This is a genomic window from Paenibacillus sp. FSL R5-0623, from assembly GCF_037974265.1.
GTDB lineage: Bacteria > Bacillota > Bacilli > Paenibacillales > Paenibacillaceae > Paenibacillus.
This window is the reverse complement of sequence record NZ_CP150233.1, coordinates 1273744-1291027: the sequence shown is the minus strand read 5'-3', so window position 1 is coordinate 1291027 and position 17284 is coordinate 1273744. Positions and strand designations below refer to the sequence as shown.

Annotated in this window: 18 protein-coding genes; 11 read left to right on the top strand and 7 right to left on the bottom strand. The window is 45.6% G+C overall.

Annotation, left to right across the window (positions count from 1 at the left end):
- Positions 1–116 precede the first annotated feature (116 nt).
- Positions 117–1853, bottom strand: a complete 1737-nt coding sequence (locus MKY92_RS05790; RefSeq protein ID WP_339299626.1) for a methyl-accepting chemotaxis protein — start codon at positions 1851–1853, stop codon at positions 117–119.
- A gap of 208 nt (positions 1854–2061) precedes the next feature.
- Positions 2062–2613, bottom strand: a complete 552-nt coding sequence (locus tag MKY92_RS05785; RefSeq protein ID WP_339299625.1) for an undecaprenyl-diphosphatase — start codon at positions 2611–2613, stop codon at positions 2062–2064.
- A 184-nt stretch (positions 2614–2797) separates the two neighbouring features.
- Here MKY92_RS05785 and MKY92_RS05780 point away from each other — a divergent pair, with 184 nt between their 5' ends.
- Both MKY92_RS05780 and MKY92_RS05775 read left to right on the top strand, forming a co-directional pair.
- Complete coding sequence (locus MKY92_RS05780; protein WP_339299623.1) at positions 2798–3793, top strand: LCP family protein; 996 nt, start codon at positions 2798–2800, stop codon at positions 3791–3793.
- A 139-nt stretch (positions 3794–3932) separates the two neighbouring features.
- Entirely contained in the window at positions 3933–5186 is a 1254-nt protein-coding gene (locus MKY92_RS05775; protein WP_339299621.1) for an acyltransferase, read from the top strand.
- 37 nt (positions 5187–5223) lie between these two features.
- Here MKY92_RS05775 and MKY92_RS05770 read toward each other — a convergent pair whose 3' ends face one another.
- Complete coding sequence (locus tag MKY92_RS05770; RefSeq protein ID WP_339299619.1) at positions 5224–5961, bottom strand: hypothetical protein; 738 nt, start codon at positions 5959–5961, stop codon at positions 5224–5226.
- 409 nt (positions 5962–6370) lie between these two features.
- On the opposite strand from MKY92_RS05770, the gene MKY92_RS05765 reads away from it, so the two are divergent.
- Positions 6371–7318 (top strand): hypothetical protein, encoded by a 948-nt coding sequence (locus tag MKY92_RS05765; protein ID WP_339299617.1) that lies wholly within the window; start codon positions 6371–6373, stop codon positions 7316–7318.
- A gap of 54 nt (positions 7319–7372) precedes the next feature.
- Entirely contained in the window at positions 7373–7615 is a 243-nt protein-coding gene (locus tag MKY92_RS05760) for an NHLP leader peptide family RiPP precursor (protein ID WP_091015589.1), read from the top strand.
- Positions 7616–7689: 74 nt separating this feature from the next.
- Here the strand turns inward: MKY92_RS05760 and MKY92_RS05755 are convergent, their stop codons facing one another.
- The gene (locus MKY92_RS05755; protein WP_339299616.1) at positions 7690–9588 is read right to left on the bottom strand and encodes a HAMP domain-containing sensor histidine kinase; all 1899 of its coding nucleotides are present in this window, start codon (positions 9586–9588) and stop codon (positions 7690–7692) included.
- A 152-nt stretch (positions 9589–9740) separates the two neighbouring features.
- A complete protein-coding gene (locus MKY92_RS05750; RefSeq protein WP_339299615.1) occupies positions 9741–10022 on the bottom strand; it encodes a hypothetical protein in 282 nt (93 codons plus the stop codon).
- Positions 10023–10167: 145 nt separating this feature from the next.
- Between MKY92_RS05750 and MKY92_RS05745 the strand changes: the two genes are divergently transcribed.
- The 3 genes from MKY92_RS05745 (at position 10168) to MKY92_RS05735 (ending at position 11053) form a co-directional block, all read left to right on the top strand.
- Positions 10168–10329 (top strand): hypothetical protein, encoded by a 162-nt coding sequence (locus tag MKY92_RS05745; protein ID WP_017690239.1) that lies wholly within the window; start codon positions 10168–10170, stop codon positions 10327–10329.
- A gap of 121 nt (positions 10330–10450) precedes the next feature.
- The gene (locus MKY92_RS05740; RefSeq protein WP_339299614.1) at positions 10451–10822 is read left to right on the top strand and encodes a hypothetical protein; all 372 of its coding nucleotides are present in this window, start codon (positions 10451–10453) and stop codon (positions 10820–10822) included.
- Between the two features lie 39 nt (positions 10823–10861).
- On the top strand, positions 10862–11053 hold the full coding sequence (locus MKY92_RS05735; protein WP_339299613.1) for a hypothetical protein: 192 nt from the start codon (positions 10862–10864) through the stop codon (positions 11051–11053).
- A 101-nt stretch (positions 11054–11154) separates the two neighbouring features.
- On the opposite strand, the gene MKY92_RS05730 is transcribed toward MKY92_RS05735, so the two are convergent.
- Positions 11155–12369 carry an MFS transporter gene (locus tag MKY92_RS05730; protein WP_047841895.1) on the bottom strand — a complete coding sequence of 405 codons (1215 nt, stop codon included), beginning with the start codon at positions 12367–12369 and terminating at the stop codon, positions 11155–11157.
- A gap of 256 nt (positions 12370–12625) precedes the next feature.
- Between MKY92_RS05730 and MKY92_RS05725 the strand changes: the two genes are divergently transcribed.
- From MKY92_RS05725 to MKY92_RS05715, 3 genes are all read left to right on the top strand, one after another.
- Positions 12626–13276, top strand: a complete 651-nt coding sequence (locus MKY92_RS05725) for a peptidylprolyl isomerase (protein WP_339299611.1) — start codon at positions 12626–12628, stop codon at positions 13274–13276.
- A 483-nt stretch (positions 13277–13759) separates the two neighbouring features.
- The gene (locus MKY92_RS05720; RefSeq protein ID WP_237176677.1) at positions 13760–14023 is read left to right on the top strand and encodes a YqkE family protein; all 264 of its coding nucleotides are present in this window, start codon (positions 13760–13762) and stop codon (positions 14021–14023) included.
- Between the two features lie 208 nt (positions 14024–14231).
- Positions 14232–15026 carry an SDR family NAD(P)-dependent oxidoreductase gene (locus tag MKY92_RS05715; RefSeq protein WP_036612094.1) on the top strand — a complete coding sequence of 265 codons (795 nt, stop codon included), beginning with the start codon at positions 14232–14234 and terminating at the stop codon, positions 15024–15026.
- A gap of 189 nt (positions 15027–15215) precedes the next feature.
- Here MKY92_RS05715 and MKY92_RS05710 read toward each other — a convergent pair whose 3' ends face one another.
- A complete protein-coding gene (locus tag MKY92_RS05710; protein WP_339299609.1) occupies positions 15216–15977 on the bottom strand; it encodes a TIGR02206 family membrane protein in 762 nt (253 codons plus the stop codon).
- A gap of 265 nt (positions 15978–16242) precedes the next feature.
- Between MKY92_RS05710 and MKY92_RS05705 the strand changes: the two genes are divergently transcribed.
- On the top strand, positions 16243–17217 hold the full coding sequence (locus MKY92_RS05705; protein WP_339299608.1) for a ring-cleaving dioxygenase: 975 nt from the start codon (positions 16243–16245) through the stop codon (positions 17215–17217).
- The last annotated feature ends 67 nt before the right edge of the window (positions 17218–17284 follow it).

Here is a 17284-nt window from a genome sequence, read left to right as displayed (position 1 = left end):
ATATGCGCGTTAGAGAAACAGCTTCTCACCCTTGTTATCATCAACAGTACAAATCAAATGGCATTCTGACCATCATTATGCTCCTGTACACCTTAAGTATCGGAACATCTCATTAGTTACACTTTGAACTTGTTAATTTGCTCCTGCAGTTCTTCCGCCATTTTAGATAATGAACCTGCGGATGAAGCGATCTCTTCCATGGAAGCCAACTGCTGCTGAGTTGCAGCAGATACATTATGAACCCCGCCCGCTGCCTCTCCGGCGATGTTGGAGATCTGGCTTACATAGCCTACAACCTCAGTTGTACTCGCTGACATTTCTTCTGAACCTGCAGATACTTCCTGGATTTCACCCGCTACTTTGTTGACTGCATCCGAGATCTGTTCGAACGCTTGTCCTGCCGCAGTAACCATCTCGATTCCTGACTCTGTCTCACTGCTGTTCACTTTAACTGCCTGAACAGCATGATCCGTATCTTTCTGAATCAATTGAACGAGATCCGTAATTCTTTGCGCAGATGTGGAAGATTCCTCAGCGAGCTTCCGCACTTCTCCCGCAACTACGGCGAAACCACGTCCATGCTCTCCTGCTCGTGCGGCTTCAATGGCTGCATTCAGTGCAAGCAGATTGGTCTGCCGGGCAATGTTGTTGATTACCTCGGTAATGGTTCCAATCTCTGCTGAACGTTCCCCCAGCCCTGTAACCAATTCGGTCAGCGAAGCAATGGAATTTCGAACAGAACCCATCTGTTCAACCGCTTGCTGAATAATCATATTTCCTTCGGATGACTGATTCGCCGCATCCACAGCAGATACGGATACACTCTGAGCAAGCTCGGCAATCTGCTCCGATCCAAGAGCCATCTCATTCATCGCCTGTGAAGAACGCTTCACAATATCAACTTGATCAGATGTACCTACAGCCAATTCCTCGACTGTTTGGGAGATCTGTTCCGAGGCTTGAGTATTTTGCTCTGCACTTGCAAGAAGCTCCTCCGATGAAGCAGCTACCTGTTCGGAAGTCATCGATACCGATTCAATCATGGAGCGCAAATTGCCACTCATGGTATTGAAAGAAGCCGCAAGCGTTCCCAATTCGTCTTTGTTCTTGAGCACAATCGTTTCACCCGTCAGATCACCATTGGCAATAGCCATGGCCGCTTCATTCATCTTTTTGATTGGACGCGAGATGATGCTTGCAATGAAGAATGCAATGAATATCGCAACCAGGAAGGCAAAAATCGTCACTGCCAAAATCACATTAAATGTATTCTCGGCCATCACAACCGATTCATTTGTTGCCGCGTCTGATCCTTCATTACCTAAAGTGATTAACTTGGTGATAGAGTCGTTTGCTGTGTACCACATCGGGTAAGCCTCTGTATGTAAACGACTGGACTCTTCATAATTGTTCTTCAAACCAAATTCGATAAATGCTGGCATTTTCGCCACATAAGCATCATAATTCGTACTGAAATCATTGTAGAGCTTCATCGCTTCATCATTGCTCTCAATGAACGTTAGCAGCTGTTTACGCTCATCCTCCATCTTGTTAAGCAGCAGCTGTAATGCTTCATTTAACTTAGCTGTTTCATCTTCGTTCTGCTCAACGATGATCGCCAGCGCCAATCGTTCTACGTCTGAGATGTCACCATTCATCAAGCCCAAGAGGCTCACACTCGGCATCCAGGTCTGATCCACATCATTAGCTTTGTTTGACATTTCATGGATCTGAATTAGCGCATAGCTGCTTACAATAATCAACAAAGCTACGACTATGAGAAAACCAGTCAGTAACTTGCCTCGAATCGTTAACTTCAATTTCCCCAACATGTTTCCCCGCGTGTCTTCCATGTGTCCCACTCCTCAAATAATACATATTTATAGTATATCGTCACCTGTAGTCATGAATTGTAGATGTTAGAATTCAATTTCTCTAAATTTCATGTAACTTCGAACATAACACAAAAGAAGCCTCCCATCTTTGGCAGAACCAGAGATTAAGAGGCTTCTTTCATTCAATGAGACTACCACCACTTCACTAGACATTGTTTATCAGACATTACTGGAAAACACGTCGGTGTATGTTAATGAAAAAGTCGGGAATCGACTTGGTATAATTGCGTGTTGTAATCAGAACCACACTAAGCAGACTTCCGAGAATGAATCCTCCCAGAATATCTCCTGGATAATGTACACCAACATATACCCGCGACACCCCTGTCAACACAGCGAGTAACAACATCCATAACCCGAAGCGACGTCCAATAAAGAATGAAGCAGCCGCTAGAGCAAATACAAAGGAAGCGTGTTTACTTGGAAAAGAAGGATCAGGTACATGAGCAATCAGCTGATGCACGGTCCCTTCCACAAAAGGTCTTGGATGACCGACCGCTGGTGATATCCCCCATTTAGCCAGAACTAGCGCTACAATGGAAGCCACACAGGCATAAAAAACAATTCGTTGTTTCGATGGATCGCCGAGAAACCATACGATAACGAGCAGTGCGATCATGACCCAAACCGCATACTCGGATGATGTGATCATAAACCAGTCCAGAAACGGTATTTGGTCTGCATACTGATTAATCCAATTAAATAGTGATTGATTCATAACTGGCTTTTAATACCCCCATTACACAAAACAAGATTATTTTTTACATAATAAATATACACTAACTATTTGTCAAACAATCTGACATTTGACCGAAGTTACGAAATCAAAGAGGACATTTACCTTTCTTTTTGTTAAACTAGTTTGGGTTACATATCAGTTCAATTATAGAAAGGTGAAGATTATGCTTAAAAAATGGTTATGGGGTACAGCCCTGACCTTGGCACTTGCAGTTACAGGTGTCATTGTCTATTACGGATATTCGATTGTTCATTTTGCCAATAGCATCTCCACTGCTTCCGGGACTTCATCCAACTCGTCCTCTTCCGACACAGACAGCGATTCAGACACACCAACGACAACGATTCCAAGATGGGAGGGCCAGGAACGGGTGAACATTCTGCTCCTTGGTGGAGACTCAAGAGGAGATGATTCAGGACGCTCAGACTCGGTCATGGTCGCTTCCATTGATCCGGTCACCAAAAAAGCCCATCTATTCTCCGTACTGCGAGATACCTATGTCGCCATTCCCGGGCATGGCAAAAGCAGACTTAATGCAGCCTTTTCCTACGGGGGTGCGGAGTTGACCAAACAAACCGTAAGTGATCTGCTCGGTATTCCCATCCAGCATTATGTCTACACAGACTTTACAGGTTTCATGGCACTTGTTGATGCGGTAGGCGGTATTGAGATCGATGTGGAGAAAGACATGTATTACACCAGTAAAGCAGATAAACATATGTACGACATTGACTTAAAAAAAGGATTGCAACATATGGACGGCAAGACCGCCCTGCAATATGTTCGGTTCCGGCATGATGCCACCTCGGATTTTACGCGCACCGAACGGCAGCGGATCTTCATGACCGAGCTGGCCAAGAAAATGCAGAGCACTACGTCACTTTTCAAAATCCCGGATATCCTGGAAGCGATCGCTCCCTATATTGAGACAGACCTCAGTCCAACCCAGATGTTAAAACTCGCATCACTTGGCTTCGATATCCATGTGAACGATATTGATCAGCAGCAGATTCCACCGAACAAGCTGCTCACCAATGAACTGGTCGGCTCAGCTCAGGTGCTGGGTGTTGATGTAACCAAACTTCAGTCGTACATTCAGAAACGGTTTGAAGAAGATGCCGCGTCCTCAGAGACCCCATCATCAGAGGAAGAGAACTAAAACAAGCATGAGATATATCAACAGAAAAGACGGCCAAAGCCGTCTCTTTTAGTACCTATTTTCTCCATTTAATGCAGTCTTAATGTTTAACAGCTACCCTTATAGGATGAACTCCGGTTCCTGGAGGGAGGATTACAATGTGAAAAAACCGCGAATAGCGGAATGGACCGAACTGCGGGGCATTGCCTTTCTGGCAATCGTCATGCAGCATAGTATCGCTGAGTATATCTATCGCGCCGATATTGAACAACCGGATTCCATTATGCTGACCATGATTTATCATCTGACCCGATTTGGTACGCCAACGTTTGTATTTTTATCGGGTGTACTGTTGTTTTACCATCACCGTAACACCAAACCGGAATATCCTCGCTTCATTCGAAAGCGATTTGGCGATATCTATATGCCGTTTGTCGTATGGACACTCATCTATTGGCTTGCTGTCCGTATCTTCACCCCCGCGTTCTGGCGTGCAGGCATACCCGATTTGCGCAGTCTTGTTCGTGAACTCTTTGTACCACAGACGGGATATCATCTCTGGTTTGTCATTATGGTGTTTCAGTTCTATATTCTGTTCCCCCTGTTCTGGACAGGAGCAAAAGCCATTCAAAGACGTATCCAGAACGCCTCACGTTTCACGCCCATGCAAGTCATTATGGGGCTAATTCTCTTTGCAGCAGCACTATATGCTCTGCTTATGCAATGGTCCTACTATAATATGGGTGGTTGGACAGAATCCATGTCTGAGCCTTGGTCAACGTTGCTGCAATATCGCTCCTATTCATGGGCTATGTACTGGTTCTACTTTTTACTGGGTGCCGTATGTGCCTGGTCAGTGGATAGCTGGAGGAGTTGGACCACCAAGGTGCTGCCATGGACGATCTGTCTGTTCATAGGGATGTATATTTGGCTTGGATACGATGTGCTGCGTGGGTCCGGGGATGTTGTTAATCTGAATATCTCGACCTATCTGAAACCAACCACATTTCTGATCATCATGGCTCAGATGTTTATGATATATGGTTTCCTTGTACTGATGCAGGGCAAAGATACACGGTTTCAGCGCCTGTTAGCCTGGATTGGCCGCTATTCATTTGGTGGATATCTGGTTCATGCACTGGTGATCTACGCGATCGCTTATATAACCAGACCGCTTCAACTCAGTGGATGGCATCTGCCTGTAACGTTGCTATCATTCCTTGTAACCGTTGGTATTGCTCTTGCAATCAGTTGGGCGCTGTCCAAGCTTCCTGGCTCCCGCTTCACCGTAGGGTTAATACGCAAACCACGTTTAACCTCCCATTCATCAGCTGCTATGGACAAAATAAATTCACCTGAGCGAACTCCGTCACTCAGCCCAACTCGCAGTCCGGGAACGAGTGAGCCGTTTTAAAAATAAAGAAGAGCGTCCCTCCCGGAGACGCTCTTCTTTATTTCACTTCGCTCGAAGTTGATCGTCCAGGAACAGGTTCCTGGGGACCCGGGGCTGGATGCACGTTGCCTTTCTGATTCACAAATTTCTTCAGATCACCCGTTAATTGTTCCTTCAGCTTGTCCACCAGCTGCGTTTCGCTAATGCCTTTTGCCTGAGCAATCTCAGCTAGGGATTTCCCTCCCTGAAGCTGCTCGTGCAGTTGAGCAGGGGTCACTCCAATAAACCGGGCAATTTCGCCCTTATCTACCATGGAACGTTTGCCATGGTGGGCAAATTCACGCCGCAAATCACGCAGCGGGGTATTAATAACCTTTTTCAACTTGGTATCCATGTCTGCCTTCGTGGCTGCAGCTTGTTCCTTGGTGAGACAACCTTCTTCTACGGCTTGATCCAGACGCTGTGCCAGTGTAGGCTTCAACTTCTGCAATAACTGCTCCTCACTAAGTCCCTTACGCTCTTTCGCAATCTGGGACAACGTCTTGCCAAGTTCCATCTGTTCTTTCAGATCCCGAAGTCCAATCCCAAGCAAGTCTGCCGTCTCACCAATCATGAACAGACCGTGTCCTGCCTGCATGCATGGCTTCGCTGGTTTGCCGGAGGAAGAAACTTTTGACGCATCTTCATGTTCCTCAGCCCGAAACGTTGAATCAGCGAATGCTACATGCCCTGTTGCTGCTGTTATGACTACGGCTGCCAATCCGGCTGCCATCCATGTTTTCCATTTCAAATTCATTTTTCTGCCGCCTTTCCGATGTCGAAATCCTGTGCCTTCCTAGTTTGAGCCTAAAATCCACTTTTTTATGCCATAAAATACAAAAAGTCATCATTTTTCTCACAATTGATCACAAAAAATCCTATTTTTTTCAGTTTATTTCCGCTATAATGAATGTAACTTCATGATCTATATCAGTTGAACTACATATTATTTACACTGACACTACGCTGACAGAACAACCTTCCAATCGCTGTTATCCCCAGATTTTTTCGATTTCCTTTTTCAAGGGAAAATCCGGTGATAAAGGCGAACGCTTCGCTTTTTCAGGTTTTTTCTGTCCTCTCCGTTTATCGTGTAAATGATTATTTCAACTAATATAGTTAAACAGTCCTGAATCACCTTATCGCAGGAAGGACGAGATGTAACAATGCGGAGAGATTGGTTAGATCCGTTTAGATCTGATCTGGAGGTTGTGTTTGCTTCAGCGGAACAACGCGTACGGGAATATCCCGAACCTTTATCAGGACATGCATTAGAGCAGCTTCGTTCGGTTAATCCGCTGTTACGAGATTCGGGACACAGCTACATCGGGTACATCATTCCACTTTGGATGCAACACTCAGATAAACTACCCCCAGAGAAAGCACACCAATTAAGTACAGCCTGTCTCATTCACATGTTATATTTTCTGAATCAGGACGACGTGATGGATGAACAACCGGAGAATGCCACATTGAAGTTATCCCTGGGTAATCTATATTACATGGATGCACTTCAATCTTACTCGGTATTATTCAATCCTTCCTCCACGTTCTGGGTCTATTTCAGACAATATGTAGTGGATTGGGCCTTGAGTGTTACGGGTGAGCATTCCATTGATTATTTCCAGCAGAATCCCTTGTTGATTGCGCAAAAGGCTGCCCCTCTCCTCATTGGAGCTACTGGTGCACTCCTTCTGCTGAATCAGTCCGACCGGATCATCCCGGTGTGTTCTGCCATCAACATCACACTCATGACTCTCCAGATGACCGATGACTTCACAGACACGCAACAAGATGCTGTGCATGGAAACTACAACAGCTACCTCTCCCACATATCCGCAGCACTGAATCACAACTATCCAGTTCATCCTCTAAGCGAACGTATACATGACAATGTATACAATACACAACTCATGAACTCTTACGTAGACATTGCTTATCACTATAATCGTATACTAACATCGTCTAACTTAGGAATATCGCATCTTGAGGCGTTTAATTCTTATTTATGCAGCACTTTAGTACAAGCTGTTCAGGACATTACACAACGGAAGAAACAGCTTCTCCAAGGCGGGTTTCATCACTGGATTAGCGAGCAACAGTTGGGATTCTGAGCATAAGGACTAAGCTGATTCAGTTTAATTTTAAATATGAAGGGAATGTTGACGATGATGGTATCAGAGAAAACGTTGCATGAGGATATTATTGAAAAGGCTTGGACTGACGAGCACTTCAGACAACAATTGCACTCCAATCCGAAGCAGGCGCTTCGTGAAGCGTTCGGCATCGTAATTCCGGAGCACATTCAGGTACGTACTGTTGAGGAGCAGCAGAATGACTATGTGCTTGTCATACCTCCCAATCCTTCCAAAGTAAATTATGATGTGAATTGCGGACCTTGGAGAAGTTAAACCGGGTGAGTTATTGGTAATGTAAGAAATCAGGGGTAGGAACAAAAAAGCCGCTGTATCCTTCTGTGAGTTCGTCAATCGACGAACTCGGCAAAAGATACAACCGCTTCTGTTCCTACCCCTTTGGTGCTTGTAAAGCTGATCTGTCCTTGCATCGCTTCAACAATTCGGAATGTCACCATCATGCCCAGGCCTGTGCCTTTGATTTTATTGGAGAAATAAGGCTCGCCCAACCGGGAGAGTGCTTCCTCATCCATTCCTTCTCCGTTATCCCTGACATGCACCTTAATCATTCCATCCTGCTTGTACGCCCAGATATCAATCTGACCTTGTCCCTGCAGAGCTTCAATACTGTTCTTGATAATATTGATAAAAGCCTGCTTGAACTTCGAGGAATTGCCTCGAATATATAGATCTGGCGGAATGTCAGTGGTGATTTTACCACCTTCCAGATTAGCCATCGGTACAAGAATGCCTTCAATATGATTGAACTCATCCGAGATATTGAGCGAGATAATATGGTCAAACTCAGGTTTGGCAAAGGTAAGAAAATCCGTTATGATGCCCGAAGCCCGATCAAGTTCTTCCAGTGCAATTCGCACATACCCCTTATTTTTGTTGTCTTCCTGTTCCGTCATAAGTTGCAGGAAGCCTCTTGTCACCTGAAGTGGATTACGTACTTCATGGGCAACGGAAGCAGCCAGTTCGCTAATAATCTCCATCTTTTCGGATCGCTGCAACTCATTGTTGAACAACTCCAGTTCCTTGGAATACTCTAGAACTTTAGTATGTTTTTCGGCAAAACGGCTTCCGAGAATGGCAATCAACGAGATCACAAATGCAACCATGGACCATTTCCACCATAACAGATGATACGTCCCACTCCGCTGATAATACCACAACAGTTCAGCCACACTGATCAAGGCAAATGTACCAAATCCTGTCGCAAGCAGCATAGCTTCCCGATTTCGTTGCAGCGCTTTGGCGATGGTACCAACCAACAGGATTGTTAGCAGAATGACCAGCACAATACCAACCACACGCTGTACGAGTAGATTGTAGAGGATCTCCCATTGCCCACCTGAAGTAACATAGATAAATAAAGAGAACACAGCGATAACTGAATATATGAATAGTATTTTTCGCAGTTTGGTGAAGATTCCATGCAGTCCTGGCCCGATAATCTGTTCAAAAAAATAACATAGCGCTGGCATACCCAGCAGCATCGCCAGATCAAATACTACGGAATACAGGTCACCATATACCTGATAGAACGTATACAAAAATTGCGAGTACGTGATGATCATCGTGCCGATGGAACCCATCACGATGCATAGCGAGATCCATAATCCCTTATGGAATTTGCCAAGAAAGAACGTACAACTCAGCATCGTAATCGCTGTGAAGACAAAGGTCGCGCCCAAAATTACATCAATAAGTCCATTATGAATATATTTCTCCTGTAACGCGGCATAAGGTCCAACCTGAACAGTACCTTGTATCCCCAGACGGCCTTTTTCATTTTGCGACCATACATAGAGCGTGTCACCTGAATTTTCGCTGGATAAGGGCAGCAACACAGCATTATTATCATAATTGTAATGGTAGTTCTCGTAGACTTTGCGGTCTTCCAGATAAACTACAATATGATTGCCTTTAATGTTCTCAAATCGAATGGCTGAACTTTCCTCACTCAACTCAGGAATGGTCAGGCGAGTCCATAAAGAATTCGATCGATCCGTATTGCTATACTCTAACTTATCGCTGCCCTGTTTTTCCCATATCTCGTCTGCTCCCTTAACCTCACTGATGAACCCTTGATCGTCGACGTTCCCCCATTTTACTTCCCATCCTGTGATGGATACAGGTTGCTGAACCACTCCTGTAGTTGCAAAGACTATCCCATGTGGCATGCCTAGAATAATCAATACACTCATCCATAAGATGACGATAGCTTTGGGCACATTTTTCATTCACAGCACCTCAAAGTTCTAATTTTCCCTTTCTTAGATTCTCTCATTTATCATTCGCCACCGTTTGTCACGTCACCTTCTTGAGATAAAATGAATTTCACATTTAAGTCGATTTATAGTCTTATTTCCATTTTATTGTTAAAGTTATCCGATTAATCACGCAAGTCTTCGAACTGGTTCACGATCATATCCCGTTCTTTCTGTTCAACTTGACTCCGAAATTCAAGCCACTGCTCTGTCTCCTCATCATCATAGATGGTCCATATGTCGGAAAAAAGGAAATCCCGTAACTGTACAACTTGCCCGGACCATATACCGCCTACCCAAAACAAACCATCCGGACGACGGATGACGGTACGGGAGAACCCGGGTGTGGACGCCTTTTGCCCGATACGGATGCGTGTGATCATATTGCCCAGTGTGAACCAGTCCACTTGAAATTCCTCCCTTATATATTCAAGCTTCATCATAACATAGGCAAAACAGGAAAAGCTGTAAAAACGGTGGCTGCGATTCAATCCTTTGCTCCGGGTGTAATGGTTTCTCAAAGCAAACAAACACGCTAAGGAGATGATTACAATGAATGAGCCACATCGTACGGTTGAGGTGGAACATAAGGATGTTCAGCATAAATCGGATTCAAGTATGGTCGCTTCCACATTTATTAAATATGCCGCATATATCATTATCTTTTTCGGTTTCTTATACTTCTTGGTTAAATATGTATTCCCCAAATTCTAAGGCATTCATATCGTAGCGAACACCCGGAGATAATAACCTGTGCAAGATTACAACACTAGCGCTTTGGGTAACTACGGGGTAAGAAGCTTTGGACAACCGACAATGAAAGGAAGTGTTACTCATGTCTGACAAACCAATTAGTAACGAAGAGAGCGACCGCTATTATGACCGTTATCAGAGGTCCCGCGATATTCCGCCAGAGACGGAAGTCCCGGAAGGCGATATGGATACCTTTGATGAAGTTTCCGGCAGACGGATTGTAACGGAAGATTCGGATCTGGCACCCGTATCCGCAACTGCTGTGGACGAGCCGGAATTGGATTCACGTTTGGCTGAGACACCGCTGGAATCTGTACCGGATGCAGATCTTCTGCAACCGAACAGTCCGGTTGATCCTGCTGCACCCGATCCGGATGCACTGCATGGTACCGATCTGCTTAATGGTGCTGGTGCGGACGCCAAACCGGAGAACGACATTCCACCACGCCATTAACGACTGTTATGACATCCTGAATGAGGAGGTGCATACACGATGAAGGAAGATCGCCAAAAACATGTGAATGAACCGGATAATCTCGTGACCGAACGGGATATTGACCCGGACTTCGGACTGTTCACTGAGGACTCCTTCCCCGAAGCACTTGAGGATGAGGACCAACGTGATGCGGTCGAGCATGCCATTCCCAAGGAGAAGGCTTCTCGTAAGCCCTCTTCGGATGACTAACTTATATAGATCCGTAGTACACTTAAAAAAGATGACGTCTGTAATTTCACAGCGTCATCTTTTTTGTTACCTGTAAGTTCACTTACTCTTATTGATTCAGCTCATCGCTTAGCGGAAACCTTACTTGCCACGGGCAGTTTGTGATCCAAGCCTGACCACTTCGCTACAATCGCAGTGATGATCAATGCCACTCCATTAATAATAAATATCCAGCGTATCGGCAGCCAGCCCCCAAGTACACCACCAATAATCGGTCCCGCCATCGTCCCGATCTGGGCCGCGGATTGATTCAGACTAAAAGCCCTGCCCCGGAAACTCGATGCGGTAGCCTGCACAATCATGGCGTTAATTGCCGGAAATACAGCCGCAAAGAATAAACCATACACAAAGCGTAAAATACCGAATGCTATATAACCTGTTGTAAAGAACTGCAGAAGATTCCCTACAGCCCCACCAACCAGTCCAATGATCAACACTTTACCGTATCCAATCCTTGAACCAATCTTGCCCCATCGCGGCGCCATAATAACTGTTGCTACCCCCACCGCTGAGAAAATAATACCCGAGCTGAGTGAGGCACGATCCGGCTGAACGCCCATCTCCATTACATAGACCGTCAATAGTGGCTCCAGAATCATGACGGAGAATGTACATATCCCCATCATGCCAAGCACTGTCATAAACAAACGATTCGCTCTCGCTTCACGAATGTCATCCATGACGTGAGAACGAGCTTTGTTCCGGTTGAAGTTCTCTTCTTTTACCCAGAAGGTTGCGATGATTGCTGAGACTAACACAACAATAGCCGAAAACAAAAATGCATTCCGGTTCCCATAATAATGACTCACCACGCCACCAATTAACGGTCCGATAATACCACCAGTCGCTCCTGCAGTGGACATAATACCAAGTGCATAACCCGTCTTCTCTTCAGGTGTATTCGTGCCTACCAGGGCAATCGCTGCTGGAACAAACCCTGCAAGCAGACCCTGAAACAATCGAACAACAATCAGCGAATACGGGTCCTGCACGAAATAATTGATTAAATACAAGACGGCAAGGCTGTATCCCGACCGGATCAGCATGGGCTTGCGTCCGTATTTGTCAGCCAGTGATCCCCAGAACGGAGACACGAGTGCACTCGCGAGAAACGTAATGCCAAATGCCAGTCCTGACCATAACTCCAGGTGATCACGAACCCCCAAGTCAGCACTTAGAAACAGGGGCAGGAATGGAATCGAGATCGAATACGCGGTGCTGCAAAAAAATACACCAATCCACAATATGACCAGATTGCGCTTCCACGAGAAGTTCATATACCCACACGTCCTTTCCGTTACTGACGCCGGGACTGCCGTGTATTGGAGCGGACGGAACAGACCCGTACGTCCCCGATGCGGAAGCATTTTCCTTATTTTACACCCATCATTCCATGAAGGCCATCCCTTGTTCACCACAAACACATGTATTACATTGCCATCCTGTCCACAAAAACGGTATGATAGTTGGGTAAATATCCAAATAGGATTTGGAGAAAATATATGATGCAGAGATGCAAGGAGGAACGTTTTCATGTCTTTACGGTGGAAAAAAACAACCGCAGTATCGCTCGTTCTTGCGATGCTGCTTATCGTCATTAGTGGTTGCGGACGCCCTGCAACCAGTGCCGAGCAAGCGCCAGTCCCGGCCGCACCTGAAGGTCCAAACCCGGTGGCTACCATTGAGATGCAGGATGGTCAAAAGATCGTTATTGAGCTCTATCCCGAGATTGCGCCAAACACGGTGTATAATTTCATCTCCCTTGCGAATAAAGGGTTCTATGACGGCCTGATCTTTCACCGGGTCATTCCGGGCTTTATGGTTCAAAGTGGTGACCCAAATGGTAACGGTTCGGGCGGCCCGGGATACACGATTAAGGGCGAATTTACATCCAACGGTCACAAAAACCACCTGAATCATACTCGCGGAGTTATTTCCATGGCACGAAAAGATGGAGATCTGGATTCCGCAGGCTCCCAATTCTTCATCATGTTAGCTGACGCGGATCATTTGGATAATGCCTATGCTTCCTTTGGTAAAGTAACCGAAGGTATGGAAGTTGTTGATAGTATTGCTGCTCAGGAAATAGGTGAAGGTGACAAACCCGTTACGGATCAAGTTATGAAAAAAGTTACGGTAGATACACATGGCCTGGAATATCCAGAGCCGGTAAAAATGCCTTAATTAACTTCCTTGCCAAATGGATGATAATCCATCGTTATGACTTGTAAGGAACTCTAAACAAACAAAAGCTCTGTCCTGTGCGTATCTCGCAAGGCAGAGCTTTATTTATTGATTTTAGTGATAGCGGTTACATATATGACTTTATAAAAAATGACCTCTTCCGGCATCATCCTCAATACATCCATCCCATCAAACGTAACCAGCCGATAATCGCAATCCATAACGGGCAGCTAAAGGCAACGCCCCATGCAAGCCCTTTCAGTAAACCACGGTTTACTTCCACGAACAACGACTCCTTTCTCCAGGGAATAGTCGCAGTATCGGTAATAGTATATGATTTTATACCCGTTTTCATTCGTCACGCAACCCTCGTTTTCCTGCTTTTGTTCCGCAGATTCATGGAATGCTTTACGGGAACCTGATATACTATGACTACTGTACGATAAATGGAACCTGATTCATGTTTGGAAAGGAGATTTTCCTATGGCAAAATCCAAAAAACGCACTCCTGCTCCCAAAGCAGCAGTAGCACAGGATAAACCCACAACACTGAAGGATTTGCTTAGCAGTGATGTGCTGGAGAAGCTGAAAGCTCAGGCGGATGAGGCAAAGGCTGCTGAGGCAGCAATTAAAGAGCAGGAACGTCAGCAAGCAGAAGAAGCTCGCCAAGCGGAGCAGAAGCGCCGGGATAACGACTTTGAATATTTGCTCAATAACAGTGCAATGGACTGGAAGAAACATAAGTAAAGCAAGGCATGACCTGAGGGTGTTTCCTACCATTCACATGCCAAAATAATATTACAGCAGACAGATCATGAAGATGATCTGCTCACAGAACAGGCCCGCATTGCGGTCCTGTTCTTTTTGATATATAACATATGATTCATCAGTCTTGAGCCGGGTATGTAAAAGTAGAGCGTACAACGACAATCTATACCATACGGAGGGATCAGAGATGACAGAACAACGTTTGGAAGGCAAAGTCGCGATTGTAACCGGAGGTGGATCCGGTATTGGTCAGGCTACTGCTATTCGATTCGCCGAACATGGGGCCAAAGTGTACATGCTGGATCGCACACCCGAAAATGCGGAGGAAACCAAGCAGACGATTGAAAAGGCTGGCGGAGAAGCGTATGTGATCGAATGTGATATCTCCAAACCGGATAATGTGCAGAAGGCGATCAATCAGGCTGCCGCTGAAGCGGGTAAACTGGATATCATATTTGCAAATGCAGGCATTAACGGAACGATGGCTCCGATTGAAACGATGGAAATCGAGGACTGGGACCAGACGATGGAGATCAATATGCGCGGAACCTTCGCAACCGTCAAATATGCCATCCCCCATCTGAAAGAACATGGCGGCAGCATCATTATTACCAGTTCCATCAACGGTAACCGGGTCTTCTCAGGGATCGGTTTCTCTGCATACGCTTCCAGCAAAGCGGGACAAACTGCGTTTACCAAGATGGCCGCACTGGAGCTGGCTCGTTATAAGATCCGTGTTAACGCTGTCTGCCCAGGAGCCATTGATACCAACATTGATGATAACACCTACCCGTCCGATGATCTGAAAGAAGTACAGATTCCTGTTGAATTCCCTGAGGGTCATGAACATCCGCTCAAGGGCGAACCTGGAACGTCGAAGCAAGTGGCTAACCTCGTTCTGTTCCTCGCTTCCGATGAAGCCTCTCATGTTACAGGTACACGAATCTATGTGGATGGTGCGGAATCTCTGCTCCGTGGATAAATATAAGTTGGCCTTTTTCAGGGACAACGCCCAAACATCCCGCAAGCGATCTGATTCGTTCAGATTACTGCGGGATATTTTATTTTATAGTGAAGAGCATTTCGCATAAATCCCGTGAGCGGTAGGATTCGAATTATGCAAAATGCTGAGAATTATAATACGGCGCAGGCGCAACTACAAGGATTATCCCTATAACGTGGAGCTTTTACCTTTTTTCACACGATGTTTCAACCGATCTGGAATGGCAAAGAGCAAAATGTACATCAGCGAGAACAAAACTAGCGCAAGTATCTCTTCCCCAAGGATGTACATGGGATACGGACCTAACATATCAAGCACCGAGGGTGTACTCGGCTTGTGTCTCAAAAACATATAATTCGTGTCAAGTATAACATCTATAACGTATACGATTAATGCTGCCACATTCACAAATATCATCGAACCTGCTACAGATCTCCAGCTAGGTCGCAGCTGTTCCACCCAGGTCATGTAGAGTAAAGCCAGAATGATGCAGGCATGAGCAACGAAAAATTGAATGAATCGAAAATGAGCATAACCATAACCCAAATTAGGAGTCAGGATCGCCATAAGGGCTCCAGCAATGCCTGCAAACAGCAGTGCAGAATGTAACAGTCGACTGCGTGTCAGTAGTAACAACGCCGATAATAGCAGAGACAGACTGCATAGTTCGAGTGGCAGTGATGTCTGCAGGCTCCATATCCCTCCGTACACATACCAGAGTTGCAGCACGATTTCGCAGGCAAACATGATACATGCCAGAACAATTCGCAGTATGCGGCGTGCCCTCTCTGACCATGATCGAAGATGGTGCCTTAGCAAAAATATCAGTACAATCCATGCTGTAATTACGCTAATCGAAACGATATGTGAAGTGGAGAACAGGATAAACGGCTCTGCATCATAAGGGTCCAGCCATGGTGGATACGCCATACATCTCTTCTCTCCTTTACAAGGATCTCACCAACATTATCTCTCTTTAATGTTAACTTTTTCATTTTGCCATTGAATGAAAGTGCTGTCCAGTTGGAATTCTAAATAAGGATTGTAATTTAAATATCTTTATGTTAAGATAAATCCAGAACCAAAACAAACGAAAAGTTAGTAACTTTCTTAACCGAAATATTAATAAATACAGCACTCAACAAATGTTCAACTGAACATTTACACTATCCCATTTCATCTAGGAGGAATTATTATGCAAATCAAAGGACTTCACCACGTATCAGCTCTAACAGCACATGCTGATCAGAACTATCGTTTCTACACCAACATCATGGGTCTGCGCCTCATCAAAAAAACAGTCAACCAAGACGACGTGTCCGTCTACCATCTCTTCTATGGCGATGAGAAAGGTAATCCGGGTACCGAACTTACCTTCTTCGAGATTCCGATGGCCGGACAGACTCGTGAAGGCGTGAACAGCATCTCTGGAACGTCACTGCGCGTTCCAAGTGATGCGGCACTGACTTACTGGCAGCAACGTTTTGACGAATTCGAAGTGCCACATGGAGAGATTGTTGAACGGGGTGGTCGTGCCACGCTTTCGTTCACAGACTTTGAAGGACAACGTCTGATTCTGGTCTCGGATGAAAATAATACAGGTGTCGCTGGTGGTAAACCATGGGATCAGAGCCCCGTGCCTGCCGAGTATGGCATTGTAGGCCTTGGCCCTATACATCTTACGGTAAAAGACGCTTCCCTTACTGCTCCAGTTCTTACCGAACTGCTCGGTTTCAGAGCTAAAGGAAGTTACCCCGCCTTTACTCCAGGTCAACCTGATGTACTCGTTTTTGAATCCGGCGAAGGTGGTAGCGGCTCCGAGGTGCATGTTGAGGAACGGAATGACCTTGCCCAAGAACGTCCTGGACGTGGCAGCGTACACCATGTCGCGTTCCGTGTGGATAACGAAGAAGAACTCAAACAATGGGTGGAACGGGTTCGTAACTTCCAATTCCCTAACTCCGGTTTTGTAGATCGCTTCTACTTCCGCTCCCTGTATTTCCGTGAAGCAAACGGTATTCTGTTCGAACTTGCAACCGATGGTCCGGGATTTGATACAGACGAAGAATTGGAGCATCTGGGAGAATCGCTTGCCTTGCCTCCATTCCTTGAAGATCGCCGCGCCGAGATTGAAGCCAATCTCAAACCGCTGGATACCGTCATTCGTTAAACATAAAAACGATTATCACCATGTGTGTTATGGACTTGATCCAGCAACACCATTGTTGATAATCGTT

What these genes read in the sequence shown, in the direction of transcription:
- MKY92_RS05790 (WP_339299626.1), bottom strand. Translation starts at nt 1,853, where the DNA reads ATGGAAGACACGCGGGGAAACATGTTGGGGAAATTGAAGTTAACGATT.
- MKY92_RS05785 (WP_339299625.1), bottom strand. Translation starts at nt 2,613, where the DNA reads ATGAATCAATCACTATTTAATTGGATTAATCAGTATGCAGACCAAATA.
- MKY92_RS05780 (WP_339299623.1), top strand. Translation starts at nt 2,798, where the DNA reads ATGCTTAAAAAATGGTTATGGGGTACAGCCCTGACCTTGGCACTTGCA.
- MKY92_RS05770 (WP_339299619.1), bottom strand. Translation starts at nt 5,961, where the DNA reads ATGAATTTGAAATGGAAAACATGGATGGCAGCCGGATTGGCAGCCGTA.
- MKY92_RS05765 (WP_339299617.1), top strand. Translation starts at nt 6,371, where the DNA reads ATGCGGAGAGATTGGTTAGATCCGTTTAGATCTGATCTGGAGGTTGTG.
- MKY92_RS05760 (WP_091015589.1), top strand. Translation starts at nt 7,373, where the DNA reads ATGATGGTATCAGAGAAAACGTTGCATGAGGATATTATTGAAAAGGCT.
- MKY92_RS05755 (WP_339299616.1), bottom strand. Translation starts at nt 9,588, where the DNA reads ATGAAAAATGTGCCCAAAGCTATCGTCATCTTATGGATGAGTGTATTG.
- MKY92_RS05745 (WP_017690239.1), top strand. Translation starts at nt 10,168, where the DNA reads ATGAATGAGCCACATCGTACGGTTGAGGTGGAACATAAGGATGTTCAG.
- MKY92_RS05740 (WP_339299614.1), top strand. Translation starts at nt 10,451, where the DNA reads ATGTCTGACAAACCAATTAGTAACGAAGAGAGCGACCGCTATTATGAC.
- MKY92_RS05735 (WP_339299613.1), top strand. Translation starts at nt 10,862, where the DNA reads ATGAAGGAAGATCGCCAAAAACATGTGAATGAACCGGATAATCTCGTG.
- MKY92_RS05730 (WP_047841895.1), bottom strand. Translation starts at nt 12,369, where the DNA reads ATGAACTTCTCGTGGAAGCGCAATCTGGTCATATTGTGGATTGGTGTA.
- MKY92_RS05725 (WP_339299611.1), top strand. Translation starts at nt 12,626, where the DNA reads ATGTCTTTACGGTGGAAAAAAACAACCGCAGTATCGCTCGTTCTTGCG.
- MKY92_RS05720 (WP_237176677.1), top strand. Translation starts at nt 13,760, where the DNA reads ATGGCAAAATCCAAAAAACGCACTCCTGCTCCCAAAGCAGCAGTAGCA.
- MKY92_RS05715 (WP_036612094.1), top strand. Translation starts at nt 14,232, where the DNA reads ATGACAGAACAACGTTTGGAAGGCAAAGTCGCGATTGTAACCGGAGGT.
- MKY92_RS05710 (WP_339299609.1), bottom strand. Translation starts at nt 15,977, where the DNA reads ATGGCGTATCCACCATGGCTGGACCCTTATGATGCAGAGCCGTTTATC.
- MKY92_RS05705 (WP_339299608.1), top strand. Translation starts at nt 16,243, where the DNA reads ATGCAAATCAAAGGACTTCACCACGTATCAGCTCTAACAGCACATGCT.